The organism is Sphingomonas sp. ABOLE (assembly GCF_003950455.1).
In the GTDB taxonomy this organism is placed as follows: domain Bacteria; phylum Pseudomonadota; class Alphaproteobacteria; order Sphingomonadales; family Sphingomonadaceae; genus Sphingomonas; species Sphingomonas trueperi.
Map to the genome: position 1 here is coordinate 1 of NZ_QQWY01000021.1, position 13,112 is coordinate 13,112.

General features: G+C 65.7%; 10 protein-coding genes. 7 read left to right on the forward strand and 3 right to left on the reverse strand.

Annotation, left to right across the window (positions count from 1 at the left end):
• The first annotated feature begins 132 nt into the window (after positions 1 to 132).
• On the forward strand, positions 133 to 1,419 hold the full coding sequence (locus tag CA234_RS14020; RefSeq protein WP_241213507.1) for an alpha-L-fucosidase: 1,287 nt from the start codon (positions 133 to 135) through the stop codon (positions 1,417 to 1,419).
• Positions 1,420 to 1,539: 120 nt separating this feature from the next.
• Here CA234_RS14020 and CA234_RS14025 read toward each other — a convergent pair whose 3' ends face one another.
• Complete coding sequence (locus CA234_RS14025; protein ID WP_164521812.1) at positions 1,540 to 7,197, reverse strand: putative Ig domain-containing protein; 5,658 nt, start codon at positions 7,195 to 7,197, stop codon at positions 1,540 to 1,542.
• Between the two features lie 531 nt (positions 7,198 to 7,728).
• On the opposite strand from CA234_RS14025, the gene CA234_RS14030 reads away from it, so the two are divergent.
• Positions 7,729 to 8,340 carry a tail fiber protein gene (locus CA234_RS14030; RefSeq protein WP_125972439.1) on the forward strand — a complete coding sequence of 204 codons (612 nt, stop codon included), beginning with the start codon at positions 7,729 to 7,731 and terminating at the stop codon, positions 8,338 to 8,340.
• A gap of 62 nt (positions 8,341 to 8,402) precedes the next feature.
• On the opposite strand, the gene CA234_RS14035 is transcribed toward CA234_RS14030, so the two are convergent.
• A complete protein-coding gene (locus CA234_RS14035; protein ID WP_125972437.1) occupies positions 8,403 to 8,690 on the reverse strand; it encodes a hypothetical protein in 288 nt (95 codons plus the stop codon).
• A gap of 119 nt (positions 8,691 to 8,809) precedes the next feature.
• Between CA234_RS14035 and CA234_RS14040 the strand changes: the two genes are divergently transcribed.
• Positions 8,810 to 9,370 carry a GNAT family N-acetyltransferase gene (locus CA234_RS14040; RefSeq protein WP_241213514.1) on the forward strand — a complete coding sequence of 187 codons (561 nt, stop codon included), beginning with the start codon at positions 8,810 to 8,812 and terminating at the stop codon, positions 9,368 to 9,370.
• Here CA234_RS14040 and CA234_RS14045 read toward each other — a convergent pair.
• Positions 9,353 to 9,943 carry an aspartyl/asparaginyl beta-hydroxylase domain-containing protein gene (locus CA234_RS14045; protein ID WP_126001982.1) on the reverse strand — a complete coding sequence of 197 codons (591 nt, stop codon included), beginning with the start codon at positions 9,941 to 9,943 and terminating at the stop codon, positions 9,353 to 9,355. The two genes, CA234_RS14040 and CA234_RS14045, sit on opposite strands and share 18 nt — an antisense overlap.
• 78 nt (positions 9,944 to 10,021) lie before the next feature.
• Here CA234_RS14045 and CA234_RS14050 point away from each other — a divergent pair, with 78 nt between their 5' ends.
• From CA234_RS14050 to CA234_RS14065, 4 genes are all read left to right on the forward strand, one after another.
• On the forward strand, positions 10,022 to 11,164 hold the full coding sequence (locus tag CA234_RS14050) for an aspartyl beta-hydroxylase (RefSeq protein ID WP_125972431.1): 1,143 nt from the start codon (positions 10,022 to 10,024) through the stop codon (positions 11,162 to 11,164).
• Between the two features lie 280 nt (positions 11,165 to 11,444).
• A complete protein-coding gene (locus CA234_RS14055) occupies positions 11,445 to 11,741 on the forward strand; it encodes a hypothetical protein (protein WP_125972429.1) in 297 nt (98 codons plus the stop codon).
• A gap of 27 nt (positions 11,742 to 11,768) precedes the next feature.
• A complete protein-coding gene (locus CA234_RS14060) occupies positions 11,769 to 12,314 on the forward strand; it encodes a hypothetical protein (protein WP_125972427.1) in 546 nt (181 codons plus the stop codon).
• Entirely contained in the window at positions 12,242 to 13,108 is an 867-nt protein-coding gene (locus CA234_RS14065; protein ID WP_125972425.1) for a hypothetical protein, read from the forward strand. Before CA234_RS14060 ends, CA234_RS14065 begins: the two co-directional genes overlap by 73 nt.
• The last annotated feature ends 4 nt before the right edge of the window (positions 13,109 to 13,112 follow it).

Consider the following 13,112-nt stretch of genomic DNA (forward strand, 5'->3'; position numbering starts at 1 on the left):
GCATGATCAATCGTCGTCGATCGGCTCGCGGCACACCCATCAGGTGCATCATCAGTTTCAATTACACCGGACCTCAGTTTTGGTGTAGGTTCTGTGCGGCTCCGCTTCCAAAATGACGGTCATGAGATGTACGTGCCCGGCCACCCCCATTACGAACACCACCTCAAAACCTACGGCCATCCTTCGGAAAAAGGCTACAAGGACCTCCTTCCCCTCTGGACCGCGGACAAGTTCGATCCGGAGGCGCTGGTGACGCGATACGAAGCTGCGGGCGCAAAGTATATAGTATCCATGGGCGTCCACCACGACAATTTCGACTTGTGGAACTCGCGCCATCACCGCTGGAATGCGGTGCAGATGGGCCCCAAGCGCGACATCGTCGGGAGCCTGCGCGCCGCCGCCAGGCGCCGCGGCCTGCGCTTCGGCGTGTCCGAACATCTCGGCGCCAGCTATAACTGGTGGTACCCGAACCAGCTCTACGACCAGTTCTGGCCCAAGATGGGCGTGCCCTATGACGGCGCCGACCCGCGCTTCGTCGACCTCTATCACGGCAACCGTGACGAGCCGTTCCTCAACCGGCCCGAGACCTGGTACACCAAGAACCCCGAATACCAGCGCCACTGGTTCGCGCGCATCCGCGACCTGGTCGACAACTACCAGCCCGACCTGCTCTACACCGATGGCGGGGTGCCGTTCGGGGAGATCGGCCGGTCGATGGTCGCGCATCTCTACAACAGCAGCATCGCGCGCAGCGGCAAGCTGGAGGCGGTGTACAACCACAAGTCGCTCGGCTCGGGCGAGTTCAACAAGGCCTGGGGCGTGCAGGATGTCGAGCGCGGCGTGCTCGACGGCATCGATCCGCTCCCCTGGCAGACCGACACCTCGAACGGCGACTGGTTCTACAACGAGGGCGATCGCTACAAGTCGACCGACGAGGTGCTCACCATGTTCGCCGACATCGTGAGCAAGAACGGCAACATGCTGCTCAACGTGGTGCTCCGCGCCGACGGCAGCCTGCCACCGCAATCGGACCAGTTGCTGACCGAGCTTGCCGCCTGGATGGCGGTGAACGCCCCCGCGATCCACGGCACCCGCCCCTGGCATATCTACGGCGAGGGGCCCACCAAGCCCAAGCAGGGCGCCTTCCAGGAGCGCGCCGCCTATACCCCGCAGGACATCCGCTTCACGACGAAGGGCGAGACGCTCCACGCGATCACGCTCGGCGAGCCCAAGGGGCCGGTGGCGATCACGTCGCTCGCCCGCGGCAACCCGCACGAGCGGCGCAAGGTGCGCACGGTCAAACTGCTCGGCCATCGCGGCAGGATCAACTTCCAGCAGACCGATCAGGCGCTGGTGATCACGCCCCCGGCCAGCCTGCCGACACGCCACGCCAGCGTGTTCGAGATCCACTTCGCCTGAAGTGCCGACATCGCATGGGCCGGCACGCCCAGACCGACGGCGCGAAACGTTCGTCGATCGTCGCCGTCATGGGCGTGCCCTGGTCTCCCACGCGCAGTCCGGTGCGGCCGACGCGCCGCGTTAGAATTCCTTCCCGACCAGAATGCGTAACGTCCCCGCCGTTTCCTGCCCGCCGCCGCGGAAGCCGCCTTCCAAATCGACCGTCCAGTTGCGCGGCAGCACCATGCGCGTGCCAAGGCTGAGCTGATATTGATTGCGCGACCAGCCGAAGGTGCTGATGCTGTAGAGCGCCTGGCCGGGGATGTCGGCATAATCGAGCCGCTGCGCGGCCGCATCCTGGAGTTCGTGGTTCCACTCGAAGCGCAGCCGCGGCGTCATTGTCACCCCGCCATAGCGCCGCTCCGTTTCGAGCCGCGCGCCGAGCGTGCCCGTCAGCGAACGGACGTTGCGACTGTCGAACCGCAGGTCCATGCGGCCGGCGCCGCTCTCCGTATAACCGTCGAGAGTAGCCCGGAGGAATTCCCCGCGCGCATAGAGCGACCAACGCAGCGGCCCGCCCTCCCGATCTATGCCGAGCGCCAGTGCGCCAAGGGTGAAGTTGCCGTCGCGATTGCCGAGCGCGATGGCGCTCGTCGTACTTTCCAGCCGGCGGGTGGTGAAGCGCAGATCGCCAAAGCCCACCATGCCGTCGACGAAGGCGCCCTCCACAGGCATCAAGCTGGCATAGGCAACAGCCAATGTGCTTTCGCTGCGGACTCGTGCCTTGCTGCCGCCAATAAGGCTGACATCGTTGCTGTAGCCGCCGCCGATGCCCACCAGAATGCCTTCGGCCAACTTTAGGTCAGCGCCGGTGCTGAGGCCGGACGTGGTGGCGGTAATCTTCGCACGATCGCTGGTTGCATCCTGGGTGCCGATGTCGATGGCGCCGCCGCTCCACAGGGCCACGGAGCCCTTGCGGCGTGTGCCGTCACCACCATCGCCATCGTCGTTCCCCTGGGCCGTCGAGGGCGCGGCAGGCGCGGTGTAGGTCGCCGAACCGGCCATGGTCGCCCGCCGCGGGTTCCCAGGAACCGTATCGAGCGGACCACCGCGATTCAGGGCGGATGGTCTGCCCCGGACGAAGGCGCCCAGCGCAGGATCCTCCCCCGAGATGCGCATGCGCTCGGTGATCGTCGCGGCGTACGCATCGAACGCGGGGTTGTCGCGCATCACCGGACGCTGGTCCCGCGACGCCAGGCTGACTCCCATTTGCGGCTTGCTCGAGCCACCGCCGTTATGCAGTTGCTCGGTACGGCGCATGAAGTTCGCCACTTGCGCCCGCCCGAAGCGGCGCGCCGCTTCGGCCTGTGCGTCGCTGAGGCCGCGCACGTTGGGATCGAGGGTCGGATCGGGCCGCGCCGTCACTGTCACGGTGATCGTCGCCGGTGCCGACGTGCCGAACGCGTTGCTCAACGTATATTGGATGACGATCTTGCCGCCGAAGCGCGCCGCAGGGACGATGTCGAGCCGATAGGCCTGGGTTGCGCCGGAGCCGACGGCGACAACCTGGGTCACCGCCGCGTCCGCGGGCGTCATGCCGACCACCGCGGCGCCGGTGAATGGGCCATTGATGGCACCAGCGGTCAGGTCGACCGACACGCGCTGGCCGTCGCCGGTGTCCGCGGTCTTCGGCAGTGCCTGCGGCACGCTGCCGACGACCTGGATGGTCACGGCGGCAGGTGCCGACCGACCGCCGGGCCCGACCGCGACGAAGCTGAAGCTGTCCGGGCCGACATAGTTCAGCGCGGGCGTGTAGACCGCCATGACGGTCGTCACCGCAAGCGGGCGCACCCCGCCGCCGGCGGGAGAGGCGGTGATGGTTCGCAGCACGAGCGTGCCGTGCGACGGCGGTGTCTGGATCTCGATCGAGGTGAAATTGCCGTTCACCAGCGCGGACAGATCGATCTCGGACGCGCTGCCCGGTTGCGCCGTCGTGGCCGCAGGAACCGCGCTGTTGCCGGGCTCGGCCGCCGGCGGGGGCGGCGTCGCCACGGTGAGGTTCACGGCGGCGGGCGCCGAGGTTCCGCCCGGCCCGGTGGCGGCGTACGTGAAGCTGTCCGGCCCGAAGAAGCCGCTGTTCGGGATGTAGGTGACCACATTGCCGGAGACGCTGGTGCTGCCATGGGCCGGCGCGGTCGCCACGGCGATGCTGCCGTAGACGCCGGAGATCGACGCGGTGAGATCGATCGGCGTGCCCGGGCTGTTATAGTCCACCGTCACGCCACTGCGGTCCGCCACGGTCGGTGCCGCCGGGGTCGTCACGTTGACGGTCACCGTTCCCGGCGCCGAGGTACCGCCCGGGCCAGTCGCCGTATAGGTGAAGCTGTCCGTGCCCGAGTAGCCGGCCGCCGGGGTGTAGGTGACCACGTCGCCCGCCACGCTCGTCGTTCCGTGTGCCGGCGCGGTCACCACCGCGATGCTGGTGTGCACGCCGGTGATCGCGCTGCTGAGATCGATCGCCGTGCCGGTGCCGTCGATCGGTACCGCAATGCCGCTTCGATCGGCGACCGTGGGCGCGGCAGGCACTGCCACGATGAGGTCTACCGTTCCCGGCGCCGACGTGCCGCCCGGACCTGTCGCCGTGTAGGTGAAGCTGTCCGCGCCCGTGTAGCCAGCGGTCGGCGTATAGGTGACCACGTCGCCCGCGACGCTGGTCGTGCCATGCGCCGGCGCGGCTGCCACGGCGATGCTCGTGTGGACGCCGGAGATCGACGCGGCGAGATCGATCGCGGTCCCGCCGCTGTTATAGGGGATCGCCACGCCGCTGCGGTTCGCGGCCGTCGGCGCTGTCGGCGGGCTCACCGTGATGGTCACCGTCGCCGCGCCCGAGGTTCCCGCCGAATTGGTCGCGGTATAGGTGAAGCTGTCCGCGCCGTGATAGCCTGCCGTCGGCGTATAGCTGATGGTGGTGCCGCTGGCCGCTGCCGTGCCGTGCGCCGGCGGCGATGCCACGCTCACGCTGGTCGCTGGCGATCCCGAAAGGGCAAGCGGGATCGCGTTCGCCGACGAGTTGTAGGCGACGGTGGCGTTGACCGCCCCCACCGTCGGCGCAGAGGCCGGGCTGACGGTGAAGTCGAAATTGTCCACGATGCCATAGGGCGAGCCTGTACCCGCGGTGGTGTCCCGGGCAACGACCGAGAAGTTGAACGTGCCCGTCGATGTCAGCGTGCCCGACAAGGTGCCGTCGGTGCCGAGGCTCAATCCTGGCGGCAGCGTGCCGCCATACACGGTGTAGGTATAGGGTGCCGTGCCGCCGCCCGCGACGAAGTTCCCGGTATAGGCCTGACCCACCAGGCCCGACAGGGTCGGCGAGGTGAGCGTGAAGGACGGAATCGTGACGGTCGCCGAATAGGCGCGGCTACCGCTATAGGGGGCGCCCGTGCCGGTCGACTGGTCGGTCGCGGTGACCGTGAAGTTGTAGATGTTGCTCGCCGTGGCCGTGCCGGAAAGCACGCCGCTGGACGACAGGCTCCAGCCCGGCGGCAATGTGCCGGCGGTGACGGCGAAGGTGTAGGTGCCGTTGCCGCCCGAAGCGGTCAGCGTCTGGCTGTACGGCGTTCCCGCAGGCCAGTTCGAAAGACTGGCGGGCGTGATCGTGATCGTCGCCGCGGCGACCGTGAGGGAATAGGCGCGACTGCCGGTGAAGGGCGCCCCCGTTCCGGTCGTGCTGTCGGTGGCGGTGACCGTGAAGGTGAAGGTGCCCCCCGCGCTCGGCGTACCGGACAGTGTTCCGCTGCTGGAGAGCGTGAGGCCCGCAGGCAATGCCCCGGCGGTGATCGAATAGTTATAGGGCGTGACACCGCCGCTCGCGGTGATCGCCTGGCTGTACGCGACTCCGGCGGTCGCGCCGGTCAGCGTCGTGGGGGTCAAGGCGATGGTCGGCGCGCCGACGCTGATCGAGTAGCTCGTCGACACCGAATAGGGGCCACCGCTGCCCGCCGAGGCGCTGTCGGTCGCGGTGATCGTGAAGTTGAACGTACCCGTCTGGCTCGGCGTGCCGGAAACCGTGCTTCCCGAAAGCACCAGCCCTGCAGGCAGGGTACCGGCAGTGACGGCGTAGCTGTAGGGCACGGTGCCGCCACCGGCAGTGAAGCTTTGCGAATAGCTCGTGCCGGCAGTCGCGGCCGGAAGCGACCCGCCCGACGGCGACAGCGTCAGCGTTGGCGAGGCGATGGCCAGCGACAGGCTGCCGGTCGTCTGGGTGAAGCCCGAGGGCAGCGAGCTGTCCGTCACGTTCGCGGTGAAGCTGAACGTGCCGCTCGCCGTCGGCGTGCCGGTGATCGTGCAATTGGCGTTGAGCTGGGTGCCGGCGGGAAGCGCGCCGGAGGCGAGCGTGGTGCTGCAGCTATAGGGCGCGGTGCCGCCGGTAGTGACGACCTGCACGCCGCTCAGCGGCGCGCCGAGCGTGCCGCTGCCGGTCAGGCTGGCGGAAAGCGTGGGATTGCTGACCGGCACCGTCACCGTAGCCGGCGCCGAAGTGCCGGCGCCGTTGGTGGCGGTGTAGGTGAAGCTGTCGTTCCCGCGATATCCGGCCGGCGCCGAATAGGTGACGAGGCCCGCATTGTTGATCGAGACGCTGCCGCCATTGGCGGTGGTCGCCGATCCGACCGCGAAGCTGGTGGGGCTGTTCGATACCTGCCCGGCAAGACTGAAGGTCGCGCCCGTCGCGCCATAGGCTACCGCCGGGGCGGTGTAGGCAGATGCGACGGGTGCCGAGACATAGGTGAATTGGTCGGCTGCGCTGGTCGCGCTCGTACCGGCGGCGGTGGTGACGCGAACGTCCACCGTGCCGGTGCCCGCCGGCGACGTGGCGGTGATCTGCGTGGCGCTGTTGACGGTATAGCCGGCCGCGGCGGTCGCCCCGAACACGACGCTGGTCGCACCGGTGAGATTGGTGCCGGTGATCACGACGCTGGTGCCGCCCGCCGTCGATCCCGACGTCGGTGCGATCGAGGTTACCGTCGGGGTGGCCACCACCACAGTGGAATCGGATGCGCTCGCGGTGTTCGATGCGCCGCCCCCCGAAAGCTGGACCGAGGGGGTGAGCGGACTCGACGCATTGCTGGCGAAATTGACGGCCAACGTGATCGACGGCCCGGAGCCCGCGCTGAAGGCGGTCGTCCGCGAGCACGATCCCGACTGGCCCGACCCGCTGCAGCTCCAGCCCGAGCCGGACGCGCTGGAATAGGTCATGCCGCTCGGCAGCGTGAAGCTGGCGGTAAGCGGTGCGGTGGTGGTCGCGCCACCCGAGACGCTGGGCGTGATCGTATAGGCAAGCGACCCGCCCTGCACGGCGTTGCCGCTGTGGCTCATCGAGACGCCGAGCGTGGTGCCCGACGAGCAGCTTACCGTGATCTGGACGCTCCGGTCACTTCCGAAGGGCACGGGATTGGTATCGTTCCCCGTGATGTCGTAGCTCGATAGCCCCAGCTGAAAATTATCAACGGCGCTGGTCCCGGTGAAGGTGAAAGACCCGCTCCCGCTCGATGCGGTAGAGTCTTTTAGCGAGTCCGTCGCATAGGTGGTGTTGTTATTCTGCGTATAGGTTACGAAGACATGCGCACCCTGCGTGTTGCCGGACCAGGAATAGGTAACCGTCTCCCCGTTCGTGAGCGGCTGCGTCGTGAAGTTATAGTCGGGATCGCCATTGGTGTTGACCGTGTAGGTACGGCTGAAAGTGTTGATCTCATTGCAGCCACCCGATGCGGCAAATGCCTGAGCCGGCGCGAAAAGGAACATGCCGCCTGCGACTGCTGCGCGAAGTTGCCGATGCGCCAGCCAGGAAGGCCACGCGGTCGTGCGCTGCAATTTCACTGCGCCACTGTGGCGGGTCTCGCCAAAAACAGCATCGACAACCCGACCACAGGCGGACTGCACCCTCCCCATACCCCAAACCATGTACAATGCCCCCAGCTGCCCCGTAGGGCGCCCACACTCTCACAGAAGATTCGCTTTATCAGAGAATGGATACGCAGAAAATGTGAATTCTATATTATCATGATTCCACACAACCTTCTATAATCGTGCATCCTCCGCCCCTATTTCGCACTGCAGCGAACTGCCTGCACTCGACGCTGACGGGGCGTTGCCTCCGGACCCGTACACCAAGCCAATACTTCTCTACCGCGCAACGGACTTTCTAGAATGCGCTTGCGAATCGCCGTGATCGCGTATCTAACTCGCAAATCGACGAGATCATATTTTGATACGGCGTCGTTATGATAAAGATTGGGGGATGATGCCTTGTCGGATCCATTTATTGGCCAAATCATGCACACCGGCTTCAGTTTTGCACCGGCGGGCTGGGCTTCGTGTAACGGCCAGATCATTGCCATTAGCCAGAACAACGCCTTGTTCGCGCTGCTGGGTACCACCTTCGGCGGCAACGGCGTGAGCACCTTCGCCCTGCCTAATGCAGCAGGTCGATCGTTTCTGGGGCTCGGACTGAGCACGGCCAGCGGCCAGACCTATGATCCAGGCGAAGTCGGCGGCGCCGAAACCGAGACGCTGACGACCGCCAACATGCCCCAGCACAACCATAGCGCGACCTTCGTCGGCACAGCGGGGCAGACAACGGCTAGCGGTTCGCTTCAGGCGTTCACCGGTCAAACCACCACGCAAGTCAATACGCCTGCGGATGGCTCCTTCCTGTCGAACTGTGCGAATGCCGGTCCTGCCCAGGTAAAAATCTACGTTCCGGCGGGCACTGCCGGCACGCCGGTGAACCTGGGCGGCGTTAACATCACGGGTGGCAGCTTCACGCCGCAAGGGTCGGTTCAGGTCGGGGTCGCGGGGAGCAGCATTCCCTTTTCGATCATGAGCCCGTTTCTGGCCATGCAAACCAATATCGCGCTGAGGGGGATCTATCCCGCACGCAATTGATCCGATGGATCAATTGCCCGCTACGCAGTGTATGCGCATGGCGCAATTCGTGCCCTCCGCCGTCAGGAAAAAACGGCCTCGTAAAAGCGACGATCGGAGGGTTGCAACTGCGTCAGCAGGATAGCGTGCGGGCCGCCCTTCCCGCAGTCGAGCTCATAGGTGCCGTCGATCAGAAAGACTTGGAGCGGCGATTCGAAGAACAGCGAAAAGGGCTCGCGAACATCGAAGCCGCGCAGCGGGCTGCGCCGATCAATGCGCTCCAAGGTGATTTCCACGGGATCGGGGAGCGTGGCCACCCGCACCTTGCGGCCGATCCAGGGCTCGAAGTCTTCGGGTTTAAGCAAATGCATCTGTCATCCCCCTCCACATCATGCACGATGTTGTTCGCGACGTATCCTGCCGTGAACTGTGCAACGTGTGAAGCGCGCGAATACCGGAATTTTGCATCAGAGAACTATAATTGAACTCGATGGCACCCGGGCTTCGACCTTTTCCTCGCAGTCGGCGCCCGGCGATCGACACCAGCGCGCTGCAAGCCTTTGGGATCACGCTGCGCGCTGCTTCCCTGGAAGATCTTCCGGACCTGGTTGCCTTGTATGCGCAACTTCGCATGCCCGAGCTGTTGTTCCACCCGTGGTCACAGGCGGAGAAGCGGGCCTTTGCCGAGGAGCAATTCCGGCTCCAGCACCATCATTTCGTTCGGCACTGTCCTCGTGCGGACTTCTGGCTCGTGCTGCGGGACGATGCGCCGGTAGGCCGCCTGTATCTCGATCGAAGCACGTCCGAATGGCGCATCGTCGACATCCTGCTCGCGACCGCTTGGCGCGCGCAGGGACTTGGGTCGCGGCTGATCGTCTGGATCCAGCAGAGCGCAGCCGCCGCCGGCGCTAGCGGCGTTGCGCTGACGGTCGCGGTTGATAATCGACGCGCGCACGCGCTCTATGCACGGCTTGGCTTCAACGACGTGGGTGCGGGCGACGGCCTCCACCAGCCCATGCGGTGGCCCGCGCCCTCAGGCTCCTTCACGTAGTTGCGCGTCCAGCCAGGGACTCATGGCCGCGTCGATCACCAGATGGACCCGCGCGTCCGCGCCGGCATTGTCGACCCGGTGCGGATCGCTCAGCCGGAGATACCAGACTTCGCCGGGCGCCATCACCACGGGGCGGCGATTGACCTCGAACCGCACCCGGGAATTGGTGAGGATGGGTAGGTGCAGCCGCACCAAGCCCTCCTCCGCGGACAGCCCCGGGTCGCAATGCTCGCGGATGCACGATCTCGGCCCCAGCCGCATCAGCCGTACGGAGCGCAAGGTGCAGTCGAAGTGGCTGAGCACCTCGCGCAGATAGGGCGCACGCCGCAAGGCTGGCGCATCGACGAAGTCGCGCGCGTCCGGATGCGCCGCGATCATTAGAATGGGATGGTCGGCGCCGGCGGGCGCGCGGAGCGGCATCACGCCCCAGTCTCCGCTGTAATTTTGCGGCACGAAATGCGGCGTCCAACTGCTCGCGGCAAGCGCCGCGAGATCGGCGCGGAGGCGCGCGGCATCGAAGATCAGCCGCAAGCGAACCCGATCAGGATAGACGTAGCGCTTTTCCGCTTCCACGCGAGAATTCCCTCCGGGTACTGGACTGCACTGCTTGCAAATGCGCCGGCGCGTGCGATCATGCGATCGAGGAGAAGAATGCGCAACGCATTGCACGCCTTTCAGACGGCAGTGATGGCGGCTCCCGAACTGCAGCGACAGCTCGCGGCATGTGAGCGCCACGAAATCTTCTCGGCAATGGCGATGGCCGCGGCCGATCGGTTGGGACTGAAGCTGAGCCCGGAGGAATTGGCCCCCCGCGCCCGCGCCGCGACCGTCGAACCGACCCCGGCATGGCCTCCGCTCGAATGGCTCCCGGTGCGGATCGTCGACTCCGATGACGGACCCTTGGTGGACTGGGCCTATTTCGGCGACGACCCGCTCAAGGACAGCTTTTTCGGAGATTCGGTGCAGCGCGCGCTGTCGCTGCCGTTCAATCGCGTCTTTCGCCAGACCACCAGACTCGACGACTTCATCGACAATGCGCAAGCCGGCCAAGCTGCCCCGGTGCGCGGGCTCGTCTATCACATGTCACGCTGCGGCTCGACGCTCGTCGCGCAGATGCTGGGCGCGCTGCCCGCGACGCTGTCCCTGTCGGAGCCAGGACCCTTCGACGCAGCAATCCGTCTTGTCCTGCGCAGAGCCGACCTCGCCGGGGCCCGCGGTGGCGCGCTGCTGCGCGCGATGGTCGCGGCGCTCGGCCGGGCGCGAAGCAGCGAACGACAATGTTTCGTCAAACTGGACAGCTGGCACATCCTGGCCTTCCCGTTCATCCAAGCCGCCTTGCCGCACGTACCATGGGTTTATCTGTTTCGAGACCCGGTGGAGGTGCTCGTCTCGCAGATGCGGCTGCGCGGGTACCAGACGATTCCCGAACTCGTGCCCAGCCGGCTATACGGCATCGAAGGCGACATGCCTGAGCCTGCGGAGCTGTGCGCCCGCATTCTTGCGAAGCATCACGAGGCGGCGATTTGGGCGCTTGCCAGGCCGCTGGGCTTGGCAATCGATTATGCCGGCTTGCCGGACGCCCTTACGGAGCGGATTGCGCCGCATTTCGGTCTTTCGTTGACCCGCGAAGAACGGGCGGCGGTGGGACGTACCAGCCGCAGGGATGCGAAGGCACCAGCAAAGCTTTTTTCCCCCGATGGCGAACGAAAGCATGTTGATGCCAGCCCGACGATTCTGGAAGCCGCCCGGCGCCATGTTGGCGAGCTCCACGGCAAACTGAGAAGCGCAGCGTAATACTCGGGCCAACCCTAAGAATACTCGCCCCTGATCCCGTGGCCACCCTCTCACCGCGCCGGTCCATGCGGCGGAGAAAAATACCGCCCCCCGTGAACCGCGGTTACGTCCGTTCGGGCAGAAGCCTGCCGTTTGCCTATGTCTGAGAAGCAGTGTTCAACGGCAGCGGCAGTTAATCTGCCCGGTCGGGACGATCAGGATGAGAAGACGTCGGATTAGACCAACGTCAACATCACCGCGTGCTTGTTCGATAGGGCGGCTGGTTGTAGTATCTGCAGCCATGCTCTTGTCGCCTAGCGAACTGGCCCGGATCGAGGCGATGGTGGAAGAGGGCAGAATCTGCGACGAGCCCGGCGCCCTTTCCTGCACCGAGGCCGCACTGCGCAAACTCGGCTATGCAGACGGCGAGGGTACATCTGCCGGAACGCGGGTGCGTCGCCCGAAGTCGAGCCAGTCGCCAGGACGCGACCTTTCGCGCGCGGGACAGTCCAGCGAGGTCAACTGGCTCGACCTTCCGGATCTGGACAGTCTGATCGCATTGCGCCGCAGGATCGTGCTGGGCGCAGATGGCAGCTGAATCCTGCATCGCGCAAGCCGTCGGCCAATGAGCCTCGCTGGAGCGACCGCCTGCGTTCTGGTTGGGCTCTGGCTGCTGCTGACGCTGCTGTATCAGTATATCCCCTTTCAGACGGTCGTCGCGCAGGCCGACAAATGGCAGCTGCTGCCGAGTTGGGCCTTCTTCGCGCCGAGACCGGCCTATCGCGATGTCTACCTGCTCGTGCGTCAGCTTCGCGAGGACGGTTCGGCTAGCGCCTTCAGCCTCGTTGGCGGCCCGGCCGAGCGGGCATGGCTCCATGCCCTATGGAATCCGGCGAAGCGTCCGCAACGCGTCGTCCAGGATGCCGCGCAGGCGATCCGGCGGCTGCGCCGCTGGGCCGGCAACGAAACGGTGGTACTGACCTCGCTGCCCTATCTGATGCTGCTGCATCATGTAACGATGCACGGTCCGTACGGCGAAGGCCCGCGCGCCTTGCAGTTCATTCTCGTCGAAACCTCCGGTAGAGAGGAAAAGCGGCTATGGATTTCCTTCATATCGGGGTTCCACCGGCGATCGCAGCAGTTGGGCAAGAGCGATTTCAGCTCGCCCTGAATGCCACCTCCCTGCTTCTGGCGCTGTGGTGCCTTCTCAGCACCCTTGAATGGCTAGCCTTGCGGCGGCTGTTTGCCGACGAGGGTCTGCTGTGCTGGCGCGTGCTCCGCTTGCGCCATCGCAGCGCTGCCCGCAGCACCCTCTTGGAGGCCGTCTGCGGTCAGCGCGGCGTTACCGCCATGCTGATGCTGCGCCTGTTCGCCGCCGCGATGCTCGTGCTGCCGATAGGCAATGGCATGCGGCTGGCTGCACTGGTCGTTATCGTGCTGACCGGATCGATGTTCAAATATCGCCGATGGTTGAGCGATGACGGGTCCGACCAAATGGGGCAAACGGTGGCGATCGGCTCGGCGCTGACCAGCCTTGGCTTGATCGTGAGCGATCCCGTCCTTGCTTTTGCCGGAACGCTGCTGATCGCCGGCCAACTCTGCATCGCATATTTCATCGGCGGCGCGGCAAAACTCGCATCGCCCGAATGGCGCAGCGGCCGCGCGCTGATCGGCGTCATGGGTACCTGCGCGTTCGGGCACAAGACCGGCGCGCGGCTGGCAAGTTGGAGCACGGCGTCGTCGCTGATCTTCTGCTGGGCCCTGATGATCCTGGAGGTCGGCTTCCCGCTTGCGCTCCTTGCCGGTGGCAACTTCCTTATCGCGGTGCTGCTGGTGTTTGCGCTGTTTCACCTGGCGACCGCCGTATTCATGGGCCTGAACACCTATGTTTGGGCTTTTGCCGCGGCCTTCCCCTGCATCCTCATCATGGACACCGTCATCGCTTCCGCCCTGGGGAAGAGCTGAGGCG

Coding starts and splice junctions, on each gene's coding strand:
- CA234_RS14025 (WP_164521812.1), bottom strand. CDS start 7,197: ATGTTCCTTTTCGCGCCGGCTCAGGCATTTGCCGCATCGGGTGGCTGC.
- CA234_RS14030 (WP_125972439.1), top strand. CDS start 7,729: ATGCACACCGGCTTCAGTTTTGCACCGGCGGGCTGGGCTTCGTGTAAC.
- CA234_RS14035 (WP_125972437.1), bottom strand. CDS start 8,690: ATGCATTTGCTTAAACCCGAAGACTTCGAGCCCTGGATCGGCCGCAAG.
- CA234_RS14040 (WP_241213514.1), top strand. CDS start 8,810: ATGGCACCCGGGCTTCGACCTTTTCCTCGCAGTCGGCGCCCGGCGATC.
- CA234_RS14050 (WP_125972431.1), top strand. CDS start 10,022: ATGCGCAACGCATTGCACGCCTTTCAGACGGCAGTGATGGCGGCTCCC.
- CA234_RS14055 (WP_125972429.1), top strand. CDS start 11,445: ATGCTCTTGTCGCCTAGCGAACTGGCCCGGATCGAGGCGATGGTGGAA.
- CA234_RS14060 (WP_125972427.1), top strand. CDS start 11,769: ATGAGCCTCGCTGGAGCGACCGCCTGCGTTCTGGTTGGGCTCTGGCTG.
- CA234_RS14065 (WP_125972425.1), top strand. CDS start 12,242: ATGGATTTCCTTCATATCGGGGTTCCACCGGCGATCGCAGCAGTTGGG.